The organism is Shewanella sp. SR44-3 (assembly GCF_014163735.1).
In the GTDB taxonomy this organism is placed as follows: domain Bacteria; phylum Pseudomonadota; class Gammaproteobacteria; order Enterobacterales; family Shewanellaceae; genus Shewanella.
The window spans coordinates 1-18818 of the sequence record NZ_JACJDV010000033.1 but is presented as its reverse complement, the minus strand read 5'-3'; the positions used below and the strand labels follow the sequence as shown (position 1 = coordinate 18818).

15 protein-coding genes are annotated in these 18818 nt (G+C 44.4%); 9 read left to right on the top strand and 6 right to left on the bottom strand.

The window, feature by feature from the left end:
• Nucleotides 1–40: 40 nt before the first annotated feature.
• The 5 genes from rpoZ (at nucleotide 41) to H5073_RS14210 (ending at nucleotide 5959) form a co-directional block, all read left to right on the top strand.
• Nucleotides 41–319, top strand: coding sequence for a DNA-directed RNA polymerase subunit omega (gene rpoZ, locus H5073_RS14230; protein ID WP_182680227.1), 279 nt, complete (start codon nucleotides 41–43; stop codon nucleotides 317–319).
• 27 nt (nucleotides 320–346) lie between these two features.
• Nucleotides 347–2452: a bifunctional GTP diphosphokinase/guanosine-3',5'-bis pyrophosphate 3'-pyrophosphohydrolase gene (spoT, locus tag H5073_RS14225; protein WP_182680226.1), complete on the top strand. Its 2106-nt coding sequence runs from the start codon at nucleotides 347–349 to the stop codon at nucleotides 2450–2452.
• 43 nt (nucleotides 2453–2495) lie between these two features.
• Nucleotides 2496–2879: a RidA family protein gene (locus H5073_RS14220; RefSeq protein WP_182680225.1), complete on the top strand. Its 384-nt coding sequence runs from the start codon at nucleotides 2496–2498 to the stop codon at nucleotides 2877–2879.
• A gap of 333 nt (nucleotides 2880–3212) precedes the next feature.
• Nucleotides 3213–4868: an AMP-binding protein gene (locus H5073_RS14215; RefSeq protein ID WP_182680224.1), complete on the top strand. Its 1656-nt coding sequence runs from the start codon at nucleotides 3213–3215 to the stop codon at nucleotides 4866–4868.
• Between the two features lie 158 nt (nucleotides 4869–5026).
• Complete coding sequence (locus tag H5073_RS14210; protein WP_182680223.1) at nucleotides 5027–5959, top strand: calcium/sodium antiporter; 933 nt, start codon at nucleotides 5027–5029, stop codon at nucleotides 5957–5959.
• 155 nt (nucleotides 5960–6114) lie between these two features.
• On the opposite strand, the gene H5073_RS14205 is transcribed toward H5073_RS14210, so the two are convergent.
• Entirely contained in the window at nucleotides 6115–7053 is a 939-nt protein-coding gene (locus tag H5073_RS14205) for a LysR substrate-binding domain-containing protein (RefSeq protein WP_182680222.1), read from the bottom strand.
• Between the two features lie 105 nt (nucleotides 7054–7158).
• Between H5073_RS14205 and H5073_RS14200 the strand changes: the two genes are divergently transcribed.
• Nucleotides 7159–7980 carry a hypothetical protein gene (locus H5073_RS14200; RefSeq protein WP_182680221.1) on the top strand — a complete coding sequence of 274 codons (822 nt, stop codon included), beginning with the start codon at nucleotides 7159–7161 and terminating at the stop codon, nucleotides 7978–7980.
• Between the two features lie 44 nt (nucleotides 7981–8024).
• Here the strand turns inward: H5073_RS14200 and H5073_RS14195 are convergent, their stop codons facing one another.
• Nucleotides 8025–9056 carry a GGDEF domain-containing protein gene (locus tag H5073_RS14195; RefSeq protein WP_182680220.1) on the bottom strand — a complete coding sequence of 344 codons (1032 nt, stop codon included), beginning with the start codon at nucleotides 9054–9056 and terminating at the stop codon, nucleotides 8025–8027.
• Nucleotides 9057–9172: 116 nt separating this feature from the next.
• On the opposite strand from H5073_RS14195, the gene H5073_RS14190 reads away from it, so the two are divergent.
• Entirely contained in the window at nucleotides 9173–10228 is a 1056-nt protein-coding gene (locus H5073_RS14190) for a linear amide C-N hydrolase (RefSeq protein ID WP_182680219.1), read from the top strand.
• 97 nt (nucleotides 10229–10325) lie between these two features.
• Here H5073_RS14190 and H5073_RS14185 read toward each other — a convergent pair whose 3' ends face one another.
• Together H5073_RS14185 and H5073_RS14180 are read right to left on the bottom strand one after the other, a co-directional pair.
• Nucleotides 10326–12704, bottom strand: coding sequence for a YgiQ family radical SAM protein (locus H5073_RS14185; RefSeq protein ID WP_182680218.1), 2379 nt, complete (start codon nucleotides 12702–12704; stop codon nucleotides 10326–10328).
• A 205-nt stretch (nucleotides 12705–12909) separates the two neighbouring features.
• On the bottom strand, nucleotides 12910–13305 hold the full coding sequence (locus tag H5073_RS14180) for an MAPEG family protein (RefSeq protein WP_182680217.1): 396 nt from the start codon (nucleotides 13303–13305) through the stop codon (nucleotides 12910–12912).
• Nucleotides 13306–13463: 158 nt separating this feature from the next.
• Here H5073_RS14180 and H5073_RS14175 point away from each other — a divergent pair, with 158 nt between their 5' ends.
• Entirely contained in the window at nucleotides 13464–14684 is a 1221-nt protein-coding gene (locus tag H5073_RS14175) for a threonine/serine exporter ThrE family protein (RefSeq protein ID WP_182680239.1), read from the top strand.
• Between the two features lie 195 nt (nucleotides 14685–14879).
• The gene (locus H5073_RS14170) at nucleotides 14880–16535 is read left to right on the top strand and encodes a hypothetical protein (protein ID WP_182680216.1); all 1656 of its coding nucleotides are present in this window, start codon (nucleotides 14880–14882) and stop codon (nucleotides 16533–16535) included.
• 122 nt (nucleotides 16536–16657) lie between these two features.
• Here the strand turns inward: H5073_RS14170 and H5073_RS14165 are convergent, their stop codons facing one another.
• A complete protein-coding gene (locus tag H5073_RS14165) occupies nucleotides 16658–17524 on the bottom strand; it encodes a universal stress protein (RefSeq protein ID WP_182680215.1) in 867 nt (288 codons plus the stop codon).
• 141 nt (nucleotides 17525–17665) lie between these two features.
• Entirely contained in the window at nucleotides 17666–18418 is a 753-nt protein-coding gene (locus H5073_RS14160; RefSeq protein ID WP_182680214.1) for a Crp/Fnr family transcriptional regulator, read from the bottom strand.
• Between the last annotated feature and the right edge of the window lie 400 nt (nucleotides 18419–18818).

The window sequence follows — 18818 nt, the reverse complement described above, 5'->3', positions numbered from 1 at the left end:
CGTCATTTTTTCCTTATTAGATAACACTGGAGTTTCACACATGGCTCGCGTAACTGTAGAAGACGCCGTAGACCAAATCGGCAACCGTTTTGATATGATTTTGGTTGCTGCCCGTCGCGCACGTCAGATCGCTGTGCAAGGCAAAGACCCTATGGTTGATGAAATGAACGATAAACCAACGGTTATCGCACTTCGTGAAATCGAATTAGGTCTAGTCAATGCAACCACATTGGACGCCGATGAGCGTCAAACTGTGCGTGAACGTGAAGCAGCTGAAGTTGCAGCTGTATCAGCTATCGCTGAAGGTCGCACACTTTAAGGTCCATTATGTAATTGGAGACGCCACTTGTATCTGTTTGAAGGTCTTAAGGAATCTGCTTCCGGCTATTTAGAGCCTGAACAGGTAGAATTACTCAAGCAGGCTTATATAGTTGCGCGTGATGCCCATGAAGGGCAAATGCGCACAAGTGGCGAACCTTATATTACCCATCCGGTTGCGGTTGCCCGCATCTTGGCTGACATGCGTCTCGATCATGAGTCCTTGATGGCCGCCCTGCTCCACGACACCATTGAAGATACCCCAGTAACCAAAGAAGAACTCACTGAGTTATTTGGTTTAACTGTAGCTGAACTGGTTGAAGGGGTTTCTAAACTCGATAAAATCAAATTCCGCGACAAGAAAGAAGCCCAAGCCGAAAACTTTCGCAAGATGATGATGGCCATGACTCAAGATATCCGAGTCATCTTAATTAAGCTTGCCGACCGCACCCACAATATGCGGACACTAGGTGCTTTAAGGCCAGATAAGCGTCGCCGGATTGCTCGAGAAACTTTAGAAATTTACGCTCCGATTGCCAATCGACTCGGTATCCACAATATTAAAATTGAGCTGGAAGACTTAGGTTTTCAAGCCTATTACCCTATGCGTTACCGGGTAATAAAAGAAGTGGTTAAGGCTGCTCGTGGTAATCGCAAAGAATTAATTAACACCATAGAAGGCGCTATAGAAGCGCGCTTAGATGACACTGGCATTAAATGTACTGTTAAAGGCCGTGAGAAAAATCTCTACGCCATTTACCGTAAAATGCGCAGTAAAGAGCTTCAATTTCAAGAAGTCATGGATATCTACGCCTTTAGGGTCGTCGTCGACAGTATAGACACCTGTTATCGCGTTTTAGGCGCCATGCACGGCTTGTATAAACCAAGGCCCGGGCGCTTTAAAGACTATATCGCCATTCCCAAGGCTAACGGTTATCAATCGCTACATACTTCCTTATTTGGTCCTCACGCTGTTCCTGTTGAAGTGCAAATTCGTACCGAAGACATGGATCAAATGGCAGACAAAGGGGTCGCGGCTCACTGGATGTATAAAAATGGCACTTCAGCATCGGCACAAAGTACCACCCAGGTACGCGCACGTAAGTGGATGCAAAGTTTGCTCGAACTGCAACAAAGTGCCAGTAGCTCGTTCGAATTCGTTGAAAACGTTAAAACTGAACTCTTCCCAGAAGAAATATACGTGTTCACTCCTGAAGGCCGCATTTTAGAATTACCGGTTAATGCTACCGCAGTAGATTTCGCCTATGAAGTGCATACCGATGTGGGTAACACCTGTGTCGGAGCTCGGGTTAATCGTCAAGCTTACCCATTAAGTCAGCCCTTAATTTCTGGCCAAACGGTAGAAATTATTACCGCCAAAGGCGCCCGCCCTAATGCGGCTTGGCTTAATTTTGTCGTCACAGGCAAAGCAAGAGGCAAAATACGTCAAGTGCTGAAAAGCATGAAGGGGGCAAATGCCATAGTGTTAGGTAAACGCTTGCTCAACCACGCCTTAGGGGTCAATAAGCTTGAGAGTATCCCCCAAGAGCAGCTGGATAAAGTGATCCGTGAAACTAAACACAAAGACCTAGATTCATTACTGGCTGATATTGGCCTTGGCAACGCCATGAGCATAGTGGTTGCCCAACGCCTATTAGGCGATCTTATTGAACATACTGAGAATAAAGACAACCACTTAATGCCAATTCGTGGTTCAGAAGGCATGCTAGTTACCTTCGCCAACTGTTGTCGCCCAATTCCAGGGGATGCTGTGATTGCCCACGTGAGCCCAGGCAAAGGATTAGTGGTTCACATGGAAAACTGCGCCAATATTCGCGGTTATCAAGGTGAGCCAGATAAATATATTCCAGTACAGTGGGATAATGTTGATGCGGTTGAATATCAGGCCAATTTACGGGTTGAAATTGTTAACCATCAAGGTGCATTGGCTAAAATAACGTCTATTATTGCCGCCACAGGTTCTAACATTCATAACCTCAGCACCGAAGAACGGGATGGCCGTGTTTATATGATTAACTTACGCATTGCCGTAACCGACAGGGTACACCTAGCAAACGTAATGCGCCGTATTCGAGTGCTGCCAGAAGTATTGCGTACATCAAGAAACCGATAATAAAAAATTAATTTAACTATAAACAACAAGAGTTGAGGACGTTATGGCTGAAAAAATTATCATCGCAACCGACAAAGCACCACAAGCAATAGGCACTTATTCTCAAGCCGTTAAAGTCGGCACAACAGTGTATTTATCGGGTCAGATCCCACTTGATCCAAAAACCATGGCAATGGTCAGCGATGACTTTTCGGCCCAAGTGGTGCAAGTATTTGAAAATTTAACCGCGGTTTGTGAAGCAGCTGGCGGCACTATGGCTGATATCGTTAAATTGAATATCTTTTTAACTGACTTATCCCACTTTGCCACAGTTAACGAGATTATGAGTCGATATTTCAGCCAGCCTTATCCTGCTCGTGCCGCCATTGGTGTTAAGCAGTTACCCAAAGATTCGCTCGTGGAAATGGACGGCATCATGGAGCTGTAGTATTTAACCTCTATTAGGTTAAGACTCATTAAAGGCGCTATTAGCGCCTTTTTTATTGCTTAAATTTCCGTCCATGAGCAGATAATCCAGCCCCTAGCCATTAATGTTAGTTTTTTGATGTAAATAGTGGCTTTTTTGTTAGTTGCTGACATTCTAACCAGTAAAGCATTTGCACAGGCTACTAAAACTCGCCATACTGGTTAAAACGTGCGTTTAAACTTATAGTAAAAGTCATCAATATGATGAATACGGCCAAAGATGGCGATGCTTAAGCAACAAAAAAGCAACAAAAAAGCAACAATCAAAATAACAACAACGAACATGGAATTGTCGATGGAAAACTTCATTAAAACCCCTATACAAATGCTGTCCCATTGGGTTGAAACTCAAGGCGATCAAGTTTATTTACGTCAACCAATCAACGGAAAATATCAAAACTTAACTTGGCGTGAAGTGCAGCAGCAAGTGCATAAAATTGCGGGAGCATTACGTCATCTTGGGCTTGAGCCCGGCGACAAGGTAGCGATACTCTCTAAAAACTGCGCTGAATGGTTTATTACTGACCTTGCCTTAATGCAAGGGGGCTATATTAGCGTGCCCATTTACCCAACCGCCAATACCGAAACTATACGCTACGTGCTTGAGCACAGTGGTGCAAAGGCAATTTTTGTTGGTAAGTTAGATCATTGGTCAGAGCAAGAAGAAGCGGTAGGTGGGGATTTACTTCGTTTAGCCATGCCCTATGAAACGATGCCGTCACAGTATCACTGGGCTCAGCTACTGACGTTGGGCACTCCATTAGTACAGGCGCCAGTGACTCAGCCTGCTGACATCATGACCCTTATCTATACCTCAGGTTCTACCGGTAAGCCCAAAGGCGCGATACAGACATTTGCCAGTTATGGCTGGACTTGTGAAGCTGTGGTGAGGGATTTACGCACCAACACCCAAGACAGCTTACTGTCCTATTTACCTTTAGCCCACATCACTGAACGCGTGGCGATTCAAGGATCTTCGTTTTACTCTGGCTCTACTGTATCTTTCGTCGAGAGCTTAGACTCCTTCGTGGCAGATGTAAAAAGGGCGAAACCAACAGTGTTCTTCTCCGTGCCCCGTCTTTGGACCTTATTCCAGCTCAACATCATTAATAAAATTGGCGCCAGTAAGCTGAAATTATTATTGAGCATTCCTATCATCAGCAGTTTAGTGAAACGCAAGATCCAAAAAGAATTGGGACTAGAACATTGCCGTTTATTAGGCTCAGGCTCTGCGCCTATTCCCGCTTCCTTGATCCACTGGTATTACCAACTCGGAATGAATATCTGCGAGGCGTGGGGCATGACGGAAAACTGCGCCTACTCCATTATCAATTACCCTTTCGATGCCAGTAAAATAGGTTCAGTTGGCCGCCCGGTTGAAGGCTGTCAAGTCCGCCGTGGCAGTGACGGTGAGTTATTAATAAAGACTCCAGGCTTAATGAGTGGGTATTATCAGCAAGAAGAAGCCACCAAAGCAGCATTCGATGCTGACGGTTTCTTCCACACTGGGGATATTTGTGAAATTGATGCCGATGGCTGCATTAGCATCACGGGCCGCGTTAAAGATAATTTTAAAACCTCTAAAGGCAAGTATGTTGCCCCTGTGCCTATTGAGCGTAAGCTGGCTCAAGACTCACACATAGAACTCATCTGTGTGATTGGCTCAGGTTTACCGCACCCAGTGGCTTTAGTGCAGCTTTCTGAAGGTGCTTCGCTGCAAGCCCGTGAAGAAGTGCGCACTTCACTTAAAGCCACCTTAGACTCTGTTAATCCACATCTTGAATCCCATGAACACGTCGATGCGGTAATCGTGGTTAAAGAACCTTGGACCATAGAAAATGATGTACTGACACCGACACTAAAAATTAAGCGCCACGTACTGGAAAAAGCCTTTAGTGAAAAAGTCGATGGCATTCGCGGCGCTCAAATTCGCTGGGAAGATGAGTTATAAAAACCGCTTAACCTATAACCATTTGTTTGGTACTTAGAACAAAAAAATACACGCTAACTGCGTGTATTTTTTTGACATATTCTGTCACTATAGCCGCAAATCGGTGAGCTAAGTCACAAACATGGCCACTCCTATTACTCTCATATCTGCGAGACATTATGTTAATTGCGTTAGCTATTATCGGCGGTTTTTTAATTCTCACCTTTGGTGCTGAAGCCCTAGTTCGTGGCGCGAGTGCCTTAGCACTGCGTTTAGGCATAGCGCCTCTGATTATTGGCTTAACTATAGTGGCCTTTGGTACCAGCGCCCCAGAACTTGCGGTCAGTATCAAATCTGCCCTCGCAGGTAACTCAGGCATTGCCTTAGGTAACGTGGTAGGCTCAAACATAGTCAACATTGGACTTATTTTAGCCATCACCGCGCTTATTCGCCCTATTCAAGTGCAGTCACAAATGGTCAGACGCGATATCCCCTTAATGATCGCAGCCTCGGTATTGGTGTGGTTTTTATTGCTCGATGGTGTGGTGAGCTTTATCGATGGGGCAATTCTGTTTAGTTTATTAGTGGGATATTTAGTCTTTAGCTACATGAGCGCGGGTAAAGAAGAAGCCCAAGATCTTGATATCGACACTAAACCTCAAGCACCTTGGTTGTCTGTACTGCTAATTATTGTGGGTATTGCCATGTTAGTTGGCGGTGGTATTTTATTTGTTAATGGCGCTGTGGATTTAGCCAAGCAATTTGGCATAAGTGAAATAATCATTGGCCTTACCATAGTCGCCATAGGTACAAGTATGCCTGAGCTTGTCACCTCAGTGGTGGCTGCACTTAAAGGCCAAAGTGACATTGCCATAGGTAACGTGGTTGGGTCTAACATATTTAATATATTGGGTATTTTAGGCGCAACGGCATTAATCCAGCCAGTGTCAGCCATGGGCTTTAATGACAGCGACTTTGCTGCCATGTTGATATTCGCCATCTTAGTGCTGCCCTTTGCCTACACAGGTTTTAGAATCGGCCGACGTGAAGGCGCGGTATTGCTTGCAGGCTACTTAGGTTACACCGGACATTTAATCTCACAAGTTATTTAATCTTTATTGAAATGCAGCGTTACCTTCAGTGACACCCAAATAGGGCTAAGCAATTAGCCCTATTTCGTTCTTCCCTAGCTGTTATCTACTCTCTGTTACCTGTCTCTATTATCGGTTTTTGTATCCTCAGCGCCCCGTGCGCAAGCTTTACGCCGCTAGACCGCCAAACAGAGTTGTTCTCGTGCCCATTGGTGCATAGGATCTTGCTCACGGCTGTTGTGCCAAATCAAATTAAGCTGGGTTTTCAATCCGGCGAAAGGTAACGGCAGGCACTGTAATTGCTGCTGCCACGGGCCTTGCTCGGCTAAACGTTTGGGCACCACGGCAATGAGCTCAGATTGCGCAATCACAGCAGGTATTGCCACAAAGCTACTCAAAGACAATACAATATTACGAGTAAAGCTTGCAGGGTTAGGCCATTGTGCGGCAATTAAATGCTCTATGGGTGAGCCTGAAAATCCACTATTTACGGGGCTTGTACTGGGCCTTGGCACTAACGTCACCTGAGGTAATGATTCAAATTGAGCCAAGCTAATACTGCCTTTAAGCAGGTGATGTTGCTTAGCGCAAATGACCACCAGCGCCTCATCGGCTAAACGCTGTTGCTGAAAATACTGCTCATCAAAACCCAAATAATCGATAGCAAAATCTAACTGGCCTCGCCTTAATCTCTCAGCAATATTATCTAAATGCTCAGGGTAAAGCGCTAAACGCATGTTCGGTGCCTGCTGGTGAAAGCAGCTAAACCAGCTAGGTGCCATCAAGTATTCAACCGTTGGCTCCATCGCAATAGAAATGTTGCCATGGCTAAATTTGGGATCGAAATCTCGGCTCTGCTGCGTCAGCTGCAATTGCTGTAAAGCGGGCTGAATTTGCAGGTGTAATTCCATGGCCCTAGCGGTAGGAATAAGGCCTTTGGCGCTACGAATAAAAAGCGCGTCGTTATAATGTAACCTTAATCTTTTTAATGCATTGCTCACTGCCGGCTGGCTCATCGCTAATACTTCTGCGGCGCGGGATAGGTGCTGCTCGCACATTAAGCAATCGAAGATGGGCAGCAGGTTCAAATCCATTGAACGCAAATTTTGGCTCATATTGCTCCTCCCTGTTATAACGTACCCATTAAGATCACATCAATATTCAGCAAATGAATAAATATCTTATACATTATCAATTAGATTGATTATTAAGCCGCAGTTATGCTGACGATACAAGCTTATAACGATAAAAAAGAGGCAAACTTGGCCAACATAGAAACACATAATCAAGTTAAGCCAACTCGGCTAACGCATTTTAGATCTGAATATCGGCGGGGAATTAAAGCAAACTATCATGGCTGCCAGCATATGCTTATGGTGCTATTTATCGCTTCGATAATGGTTATCACAGCCTGTTTAGCCTTAAAGCACGTTCGCTTAATCGAGCTATGGATAATCCCCTTCACTCTTATGGCCGCTAATCTTATCGAATATGTAGCACACAGATACCTAGGGCATAAAATGATAAAATTTAAGGGCTGGGCACTAGGTCGACTTTTTTATCAGCGCCATACTTTAGAGCACCATAGATTCTTCGATCAGCATAATATGGACTATCAATCGACGCGGGATTGGCGGGTGATCTTGTTTCCAAGCTATTTGATTGTTGGGATATGTTTAGTTGGCTTAATGCCGCTGATGCTGATTGGCTATAGCCTAGATAGCGCAACAGCTGCCAATGTCATAGCTGCAGCTGAATTCGCCCCATACTCAGCGTTAAACCTGGCAAGCCTAGCTAGCATCAGCGCGATATTTTGCTACCTCAGTTATGAAGCTCTGCACTTTAGCTATCACTTGCCTAAAGCCCACCCACTGCGGCTACGCTTAGATATGTTGCCGTGGTGGCGCCGCCTAAGGCAGCTGCATGTGCAACATCACCACCCGAGGTTGATGGGCCGAGGCAACTTCAACGTCACCTGGCCATTATGCGACTATTTATTTAACAGTTTATATTGGCAGGTAAATATTAAAAAGATTAAATAAAACGGCAGGTTAAAAACATCTAGCAATACAGAAAAGCCTTAGCTTCAGGCCGGCAGTTCTTGCTCTGACACAGCGGAAACAACACAATTTCTTCCCTGCGCTTTAGCACGATATAAAGCTTCGTCTGCCTGATTGAGGACTTGAGTGAGTAGCATTTCAAACGTACACTCTGCCACACCTAAGCTGATAGTGACCTCGATGGTATTACCTTTAAATACAAATTGTTGTTCCTGCACGCTGTGTCTTAATTTTTCAGCTGTGAGCGAGGCTTGAGCTAAATTTTTACCCGGCAGCAAAATACAAAACTCCTCGCCACCTATGCGGAACACCTTGTCACTGCCTACTTTACTTGAAAGCAGTTTAGCAATCTCAATCAAGACATTGTCACCGGTTTCATGGCCATGCATGTCATTCACTTTTTTGAAAAAATCCACATCAATTAAGATCACGCTTAAACTCGGATCTTGACTGCCAACCAAAGGCTTCGATTCAAGCTCAAATGCTCGCTTTAAGGCAAGGCGATTATTGACTCCAGTGAGTGCATCTTTTAATGCGAGCTTTGCCAGCGCAGCTTCAGAACGATTACGTGCGGTGTCGTAAATATGGGAGATATACCAGATAAGCACATAACACATGGCAAAGTTCACCACTGGCGGTGAAAACCACGCCTGTGTTTTTAGGTAAATATTAATGCATTGGCTTATAAATAAAGCGCCACAGAAAAGCCAAGCACTACGCTCCCCTAACAAAAAATAGTACATCATAGGCAATACAAATGCCCATAGATGCACCGTACTTGTGAGCGATGCAGAGTAGCTCGCGTAGAGCACTAAAACACTTAGGCAAGTAAGATAAACCATGATGAGTTTACGTGTGAGCTCACCTCTTCGTAATCGCCAGATTAAATATACCGATAAGCAGGTAAACAAGGTCTGAAAGCAAGCTAAGGCTAAGTGAGGTGAAAAGCTGAAATTTAAAAAAGCCAAACTGCCAGAAATAACACTTGTCATAGTCGACATGCCAAGTAAAAGTTGATGCTTTAGCTTATTGCTGCTGTTTAACTCAAACAAATCCATTCAATTATTTTAACCTCAAATATTATTTATTTTATTTTTCAATATATTATTTGAATATTATCCACAAATTTATTTATATTCACCAGCTTAAAATTAACTCAAGTAATGGAATACCCATGTGCACACGAATATTTAATAGCCACAACCAAGCTTTTCCAGTCACAGCCCGTAATATGGACTGGTTCAGCGATCTAAGCAGCTACCTTTACACTTTTACTGCAGGAGAAAGCAAAACAGGCCTATCTAAGGCATCTTGTGCTCTCAATAATATCAGCCCAGAGCATTGCCTTAATTGGACTTCGAACTACGCCAGTATCAGCACTATGATGGGAGATGACACCTTAGGTTACGGTACAGTCGATGGCATGAACAGCCAAGGGTTGACGGTTAATTCGCTATTTGACAGCTATGCGACTTATAACGGCTACCAATCCGATAATGCCGCTCCAGTGCTAAGTGCGCTTCGCTGGCCACAATTTGTGTTAGATAGCTTCGATTGTGTCGCACAAGCTGTTAATTACTTTGAGAGTCACGAGTTGCAGCTCATCACGGAGAAAGTTCCTGATGGCTCAGAACTCGACTGTCTACTGCATTTAACATTATCAGATACCAGCGGTGATTCAGCCATAATCGAAGTCGTCGCCGGAAAGTGCCATATTTATCACGATAAAAACTACACTATTGCCACTAATCAGCCCAGTTATACTGAACAGCTTAATATGACTCAATATTGGCAATATCAATGGGGGCTCACCGAGCCTAAGAATAACCACCCTGTCTATACGGCACCGGGCGGCAGCTCGTCGACCCAAAGGTTTGAAAGGGCGTCGTTTTATTTAGCCTTTAGCCAAGAGGCGGAAACTGCAGCTGCGGCATTATCACAGACTCGCTCTTTGGTATCTTTATGTCTAGCACCCCCTAAGTTTAATCCACAGCATAGCGCCCGAGCATCCAGTACTATTTGGTGCAATTTAAGTGAACACAGTCAATTGAGGTATTACTATTTAAACACCTTAACCATGACGACACCTTGGCTGTCTTTGGCTGAAGATATTCATATTTGCCAGCGGGTGGCTATGGTGAGTGTTAGCAAGGATGAAACAATCAATCATGTGTATTCTGGCGACCTTAACAGCCAGTTATCAAGCTGCGCGGATCCCTTTAAAGCCTGATAAGCATGAAGATAGTGAATAGGTTTAGATAACCGGCGCTAAGTGAACAGATGTTCAGGCTCAGCCAAACTGAGCCTGAACATCAAAATAACGACTTTTAGCCTTTATTGCCTTGATTTTTAGCTTTAGCGGCCGAGGCACTAGCTTTGGCTTTAGTGCCAAAAATTGGTTTACTGCCTAGGGGCTTCTTCGATGAAGCTTTAGCCCCCTGAGCGCCATTGGCTTTTGACTGATTTTTTGGTTTTTGCTTAGGACCAGAATCTGATTCAGTGCCATTTTTACGATCTTCAAATTGATTAGATGAAAAACGCGTCATCGCCATTTGACCTTGTTCAGCGGCTTTTCCTTTAGGGATAGCCTTGCCTTTAGCAATCGCTTTATTGCCACCAGCATTACTTGTGGCGGTTTTGCCCCATTGTTTACCACTTCGCTCTGCGCGGGTTTCAGCTGGCACTAATTGGTGTGGACTATTACCAATCAAAGATTCTTTGCCCATAGCAATAAGCGCCTCACGAATCAGTGGCCAACCAGCTGGATCATGGTAACGAAGTAAAGCTTTATGCAAACGGCGCTGACGGCCCTTCTTAGGCACGCTCACCTGTTCACTGTCATGCTTCACATTTTTCAGTGAGTTAAGCTCAGTGTGATAAATGGTGGTGGCATTGGCCATAGGCGATGGATAGAAATTTTGCACTTGATCTAACTTAAATTTCTGCCCTTTTAGCCACAGTGCTAAATTCACCATGTCTTCATTAGTAGTGCCAGGATGGGCCGAAATAAAGTACGGAATTAAGAACTGCTCTTTACCCGCATCTTTTGAAAACTTATCAAATAATTCTTTGAATTTGTCGTAAGTGCCCATGCCCGGCTTCATCATTTTGCTCAGCGGACCTTCTTCGGTGTGCTCTGGGGCAATTTTTAAATAGCCACCCACATGATGTGTAGCTAACTCTTTGATGTAACTTGGATCTTCGATAGCCAAGTCATAACGCACTCCAGATGCTATCAACACTTTTTTGATCCCCGGCACTTCACGAGCGGCGCGGTATAGATCCACTGTGTGCTTATGGTCTGTATTCAAGTGACCGCAGATAACAGGAAACACACAAGATAAGCGGCGACAGGTTTTCTCGGCTTTTTCGCTAGAGCAGCCCAAACGATACATGTTAGCCGTTGGGCCACCCAGATCAGAAATCACCCCTGTAAAACCAGGCACTTTATCTTGGATATCTTTGATTTCTTTGACGATTGATTCTTGTGAGCGGCTCTGAATAATACGGCCTTCGTGCTCAGTGATAGAGCAGAATGAACAACCGCCAAAACAACCACGCATGATATTTATCGACGTCTTGATCATGTCATAGGCAGGAATTTTTGCCTTGCCATACACTGGGTGCGGCACACGCTGATAAGCTAAATCAAACACCCCGTCCATTTCATCGGTATTGAGCGGCCACGCTGGCGGGTTAACCCAAATACCGCGATCGCCGTGGGGCTGGAATAGCGCACGGGCACAACCTGGGTTTTGCTCTTGATGCAAAATACGCGAGGCGTGGGCATAAAGGTATTTATCTTCGCTGACCTTTTCAAAAGCAGGCAACAGAACATAAGTCTTTTCCCAAGGTCTTGGCTTAGGAGGTTGGACACTGATGGCCTTAGGCGCATCATTGTCGAATATTTTAGCATCCGTTGGCCCAGATAAGTTGGCACAGCCCACATCATCGGCGCCATAGGGATTTGGAATAGGTTCTATTTTATGCAGTTGATCGATTTTACGTGAATCCATGCCGCGCCATTCTGGCATTGGCGTCTTGCGGATAACCGCAGTGCCGCGGACATCATCGATATCATTGATGGCTTCGCCAGCGCCAAGTCGGCGGGCGACTTCGGCTAGAGGTCGCTCGGCATTGCCGTAAATCAAAATATCGGCCTTTGCATCAAAGATAACACTGCGACGCACTTTGTCGGACCAATAATCATAGTGTGCGATACGGCGTAAACTGGCTTCTATGCCACCGATTACCACAGGTACCTCTTTAAAGGCTTCTTTACAGCGCTGAGTGTACACTGTTACCGCGCGATCGGGTCGCTTACCGCCAACGTTATCAGGTGTATAGGCATCATCATGACGCATTCTGCGATCGGCCGTATAACGGTTGATCATAGAGTCCATGTTACCTGCGGTCACGCCGAAGAATAAATTGGGACGGCCTAACTCCATAAAGGCATCTTTACTGGACCAGTCGGGCTGAGCAATAATCCCCACTCGATAGCCTTGCGCCTCTAACATGCGGCCTATTACCGCCATGCCAAAACTTGGGTGATCCACATAGGCATCGCCTGAAACGATAATAATGTCACAGCTATCCCAGCCTAATTGGCGCATTTCCTTGCGTGACATAGGCAAGAAAGGTGCCGAGCCAGTTTGGTTAGCCCAGTATTTAGGGAAGCGAAATAATGTGGATTCAACTTGCATGTTTTTTGGCCCAACGAGAGTGATGACGAGGATGCGCTAGCGTTAACGGACGCGGAGTATAGCAGCACCTTGGCACTATGTGTGACTAAAAAACACACAAATCAAAAAAATATAAAGCAATTCTCTAGCTAATAATTAAGGGAGCCAAACCGCTCCCTTATTGTTATTGGGTAAGCAATGAGTCTTACCTAATTTGAGCTGATGCTTATAAGCCGAGAAAAAAACCAATATTAGCAACCGCTAAGCCAAGGAGCACAGTCCAAGTGAGTAGCACACCCCAGAAACGACCAAAGTGATAACCGCCTTGACCTTGAGTTAAACCGATAGCATGAAGCATACGTGCCACTAGCCATGCCGTACCAAAAGCATGCAACAAAATAGCTGGCATACCATTAGCCTCACTGACTAACAGCAGCGCCATGGCAAAAGGTGCATTTTCTATAAAATTAGCATGCACACGTGCAGCTAAAGACAACTCAGGATTTTTCCCGTTTCCTATACCGACTTTATTAATACGCCTTAGGCGAACCACGCGATAAGCTAGCACTATCGCAAATAAGGCCGTTAAACTAATATATAAACCTGAGATCATCAGTGACATGGTCATTTCCCGTATTATTGTTTTAATTACTTATGATTAAATCGGTCTCTCATCCAGTAACGATAATTTAGCACATTCCAAGGTTTAAACCCCGAGCCTTATCGGTTACTATGCGCGCTAATCTTAGCCTAGCCATTTACAAGAGTGACAACACGCCTGTGGACAATCAACAGTTTATTGAAAAACGTAGATTTATCATAAAACTAGGCAAGGCATTGCATAAGTTTGGCACTCCAGCTTATCGCCTCGAGTCGCATCTGCAAACGGTTTCAGCAAGCTTAGGTATTGAAGGTTATTTTTTAATATCTCCCACCTCGATGACCTTTGTGCTCCAGCATGACACAGAGCAAGAATATAGTCATGTTGCCCGAGTAAAGCCCGGAGATCTTGACCTTGGTTCATTGGCTCGTACCTTCGAATTAGTCGAACAATTAAGCTCAGGTCAGCGCACACTACAAGAAGCGTTAGACCGGCTAGAAGAAATCGCTAATAAACCCAATCCCTACGGCCATAAACTCACGCTACTTGCCTTTGGCACCAGTTCCGGTGCGTTTGCCATGTTGATGGGTACTGGTTGGCACGATGTGTTCTGGTCAGCGATTTTTGGCCTTATGGTTTACAGTCTAGTATTTTGGGCTGAGCGATCCAAGCGAGTGGCTGAAATGCTTGAGCCTATGGCTGCAGTTTTTTGTGCGATTTTGGCTTGTGGTATCGCCAAGCTCGATCCCAGTATCAATCTCCCGGTGGCCATTTTATCCGGGGTGATTATTTTCGTTCCCGGCCTTGCACTTACCCTTGGGCTTGCGGAGCTGGCCGCCCGAGATTTAATTTCGGGCACGGCGCGCATCATGGACGCCATCATGCAGCTATTTAAACTGTATTTCGGTGGTGTGCTCGGCATGACTATAGGCATAGCGCTTTTTGGTGATGCTACCTATATAGACCCTGAGCCTCTGCCTCGCTGGGCCATTTGGTCAGCAGTCCCCATCCTATCGATGTCGTTGGTTATCATCTTTAAAGCGCGTTTAAGGGACTCTCCATGGGGTGTGTTTGCTGGAATTGTCGCTTTCTTCTCAGCCATGTTAGGCGGTATTTACCTCGGTGAATCCATTGGTATATTTGTTGGCGCTTTAGCAGTGGGAGTGTACTCAAACTTGTATGCCCGCTGGATGAAAGCCCCAGCCTCAATCGCCTTACTGCAAGGGATAGTGATCTTGGTGCCAGGAAGTAAAACCTATATCGGGCTTAACACTCTTATTTCCGGTGAGACCATGCTCAATCAAAGCCATTTAGGCTCACAGATTTTCTTAATTTTTATGTCCCTTATCGCAGGACTAATCTTTGCCAACGTGGTTGTTCCTCCAAGACGTAGCCTGTAACGCACCTGCTCCTTTATCATTCACCTTCTGTGGCTTACTTTGCTTCAGAAGGTGAAAAATTTACCTAAAATCATTTCATTATCTCCTTGACACTTGAGTCGTTCCAGTCTGTTATTACATAACGCTAGCCTAAATTTTTGAGCCATTCGCTGGCGTGTTTAGCCTATTTATCGATACAGACACAGGATGATCTATATGTCGAAAGGCCTCTTAGTAATATCTCTATTCAGTGCATCTTTTTTCTTGCCTTGCTCGCAAGCCTTAGGCAATTCTGCATTACAGCCAGAGCTGGCAGGCAGTAGTTATAATAAGCCTGCCCCCAATACTAAGGTAGGTAAAATTGTTGTCATTGCTCATCCTATTTTTGATCTCTCAGATCCAGACAGTTTTTTTATTCACAGCTGGGCAAATCAGCTGCACATCAACAGCCGCGAGAGCACCATTAAGCATAAACTGACCTTTATTACTGGTGACAACCTGACAGAAAAAGAAATTGAAGAAGCTCAGCGACTATTACGCTATGAGTCGTTTATTCGTGATGCCACCATTACCGTCGCCAAAAAAGATCCTGCAGCAGATACTTACGCTGATGATACTTTAGTGGTCGAAACTTGGGATAACTGGTCATTATTACCCACGATGAACCTCAGTCAAAATGGCGGTGACACCCGTTACTCCTTAGGTATCAAAGAAGATAACCTTTTGGGATACGGCATTAAAACTCGTATGAGTTATCAATCAAACGAAGACAGGAGCGGCTATAAATTTGCCTTTGAAGCCCCGTTCACCTACATAAAACACGCTACTATTGCAGCCGAGTTTTCTGATAATAGCGACGGTCAAACCACACATTTATTATTCGACAAGCCCTTTTATGAACTAAGCAGTCAATATCGCTATGGCGCCGAATATTTAGATGATACGCGCATAGATACCTTGAGGCAGAATGGCATCGATACCGGAGAGTTTGAACACCAAGTCAATTATGCCAACCTGAGTTTTGGTTTATTAATCAACAAGCGAAGCGATGAGCTATCTCGGTTCACACTCGGTGTCACTCAAGATAGGCACCAGTTTTCACCGAGCTTAGATAGCCCATTTCCAACCACCTCATTACCTCAAGACAGAGATTTTCTTTATCCTTGGATTGGTTATGAGTATCTGCAAGATGATTTTACTGTGCTCAACAATGTTTATCTGATCAATAAAAATGAAGATTTCAACCTAGGTTGGCAACATAAAATTCGCCTTGGTTTTGAAGTTAATGATGTAGATGGCAGTGCACTTGGCTATCACTTACAAGTATCGAGTAGTCGCGGTTATCGAGCCGATAATCACCTGTTACTGCTATCAATGGATGGCAAAGGCACATGGTCAACCAATCAAGCTGACTTCTTTAATCTTGGGTTACAAGCTGAGTACTTTTATCAGTTTCATCCGAAATGGACCGGCTATGCAAAAACCCGCATCGCAACCTCTAAAAATAACTATATAGATATGCCTTTTGCCCTCGGAGATGAAACTGGGCTGCGTGGGTATGCTAATGACTACCAACATGGCGATAATCAATGGTCAGCCACCGGAGAAGTACGCTACTACCCTAATATCAATTTATATCAGCTTGCAGAATTAGGCTGGGCTGCCTTTGTGGATATAGGCCAAGCCAGTGGTGGTAATGACATTAATAATGAAGCAAAAGGTGTAATAGGCAGCGTAGGAATTGGAGCTCGAATTTATTCATCTAAATCAAGTTATGGCAATGTGGCACACATAGATTTAAGCGTCCCTTTTACCAGTGGTCAAGAAGTGAATGCTTGGGAATGGCGCTTACAAGTCAAAAACCACTTTTAGCGTATTGGAGAGGATACTCTCCTCAAAATCTATACTATTTATGGCGGATTTTAAGAGCGTTAAACATTCAGTGGCAGTTAACCTCTACTCCCAATAAAAGTTAAGATTAACAACCGCTGGGGTTAAATAGGTAAAGGCTCTCCCTTGCTAGGAACCACTAAAACATTGGAATGAATATGCTCCAAAATAGCCTCTGCCGTATTACCTATCATCAACCCCATCAACCCTTTTCTCTGTTCAGTACCTACCACTAAATAAGCACTCTTGAGTTTGCACGCCAAATCGACCAAACACAATTTAGGATCGCCAACCATCAGATGCAAAGCCTCTTTAGCAATACCAAAACTCTCTAAGCGTTGATCATATTTTTCATGAGCGGCATCAAGTTGAGCTTGATGTGAACTTAAATCAAGATCTCTTAGCACCATAGATACTCTTTTGACAAATACCAAGTGCAGCTCAGTCGCTGTCGCCTTTGCTAATTTATGCCCCTGCGCCACCAATGAAAAGTTTTTATCATCACCACTAGGGTCATCCAAGTTAAGACTCACTAAGGTAATATTGCTGTTTTTTAGCGGCTTTTCTGTCATTAACAACAAGGGGATACGAGTGTTACGGATTAAGTGCCAATCCGTAGGCATAAAACGGTCTACAGGGTGCACCGCCTTAATCATCAAATGGTAATCTGCAGGATTTGCTCTAGAAATGGCATGCTCTGCAAGATGAGTTCCCCACTCAACCGTCAGTGGTGTAGACCCTGCACCAAGCTCTGCTAATGCTTGGGTATGACGCGCTTTAGCTGCAGCTAACATGTCATGTTTAGCAATACCTGCAAGTCGCGGATTATACTTTTCATCGCCATTAAATTGCTCATGCAAATAATCAAAAACTTCAGCTTTCATCCCCAAAGCTTTAGCGATAGTTAGCCCAAGTTCGAGTACATCGACACAGGCTTCCTGTTTTGCCGCAATGATAAACACCCTTTCCATTCTCTCCCCCTTACCCGAAGTCACTTAAAAGCCAATTGAATAGCTTCGCTCGTTCACCTGCTCACAAATGTACCGTAAGCATGTGAACTAAGTAGCAATATAAGTGTAGTCGTAGTCGGCCAAGATGCGCTCAAATCCTAATTAATTACTTAGAACTGGGATACCAATACCTGCAGTCTGTTGCTTAAACTCAGGCAGTGATAGGCTAATATCAGAGCTCGCATATAGCTGACTTACATTAGGAATGTGAATAACCCCATGAGCCTCATGGATCAACCCCTCTTGAGTCATTTTTTTCATCAGCCGCGAAAAGGTTTCTGGCTGAATAGAAAGTCTCGATGCCAGTAAGCGCTTAGGAATATCTAACGTAATTTCAGCTTGATTATTATCCAGTATTTTCATATTTCTCAGTAAAAAAAGTAGTAATCTATGTTGAGCATTTTGCAGCGACACCATTTCTACCTCATTGATATGCTTGCGAATTCGAACACTTAAATCAGCCATAATGGCAATGCAGGCATCGGGGTTCTGCTTTAATAGCTGCAAATAAGTATCGCTATCAAAACTCACCAACTCACAGCCCGACACGGACTGAGCCGAAACAGGAAAGCTCGCTTGCTTATTAAACATCAATGCTTCTGCAAAAGTTCCACCACAACGAACCACTTCAATAACCTTCATTTGGCCTTGAACATTGGTACGAAACAGCTGTAATGTGCCGGCTAAAACAAAATAAAAGCGATTCGCAACATCCCCTTGATGGAACAACACCTGCTCAGGCTTCATATGGACCACACTAGCGGTTTTAAATACCTGAGCAAGTTGCGCTACACTCAATGAAGAAAACAACTGATGTTTTTTCACTCTTTCCCTGACTTCAAGATTTGCCAACACGCTTCAATCCTTAAGCAAAATGCCGCTAATTTTAAAAGAATTAACCTCATAATTTAGTTCATCCTTAATAAAATTAGTGTGACTCGTATCAAAAAAACTCTGCCGAGATCCCCACCAATAAATAGGGTGAATTGCAAACAATTTTGGAAACCGACTGTTGCAACTAATTAAGTCAAACTAAACTACACGGAGCATGGATGCTCAAATGCCTTGAAGGCCATGGATATCCGAGAAAGGCTGCTCACTTTTAGTCAGCTTTTGGTGTTCATTCGTCAATTTCAGATACGAAAAAGGCCTTTGCATTGCTGCAAAGGCCTTCATCTTAAGTTGGCGGAGCGGACAACTCTTTACAACAGAAGGAACCCGCACTCTCGGCGTGACAGGCCGCCCCCTCTAATAA

Bases quoted from the DNA above. Each gene is read 5' to 3' on its own strand.
- rpoZ (WP_182680227.1), top strand. From the start codon at position 41: ATGGCTCGCGTAACTGTAGAAGACGCCGTAGACCAAATCGGCAACCGT.
- H5073_RS14220 (WP_182680225.1), top strand. From the start codon at position 2,496: ATGGCTGAAAAAATTATCATCGCAACCGACAAAGCACCACAAGCAATA.
- H5073_RS14215 (WP_182680224.1), top strand. From the start codon at position 3,213: ATGGAAAACTTCATTAAAACCCCTATACAAATGCTGTCCCATTGGGTT.
- H5073_RS14210 (WP_182680223.1), top strand. From the start codon at position 5,027: ATGTTAATTGCGTTAGCTATTATCGGCGGTTTTTTAATTCTCACCTTT.
- H5073_RS14205 (WP_182680222.1), bottom strand. From the start codon at position 7,053: ATGAGCCAAAATTTGCGTTCAATGGATTTGAACCTGCTGCCCATCTTC.
- H5073_RS14200 (WP_182680221.1), top strand. From the start codon at position 7,159: ATGCTGACGATACAAGCTTATAACGATAAAAAAGAGGCAAACTTGGCC.
- H5073_RS14195 (WP_182680220.1), bottom strand. From the start codon at position 9,056: ATGGATTTGTTTGAGTTAAACAGCAGCAATAAGCTAAAGCATCAACTT.
- H5073_RS14190 (WP_182680219.1), top strand. From the start codon at position 9,173: ATGTGCACACGAATATTTAATAGCCACAACCAAGCTTTTCCAGTCACA.
- H5073_RS14185 (WP_182680218.1), bottom strand. From the start codon at position 12,704: ATGCAAGTTGAATCCACATTATTTCGCTTCCCTAAATACTGGGCTAAC.
- H5073_RS14180 (WP_182680217.1), bottom strand. From the start codon at position 13,305: ATGTCACTGATGATCTCAGGTTTATATATTAGTTTAACGGCCTTATTT.
- H5073_RS14170 (WP_182680216.1), top strand. From the start codon at position 14,880: ATGTCGAAAGGCCTCTTAGTAATATCTCTATTCAGTGCATCTTTTTTC.
- H5073_RS14165 (WP_182680215.1), bottom strand. From the start codon at position 17,524: ATGGAAAGGGTGTTTATCATTGCGGCAAAACAGGAAGCCTGTGTCGAT.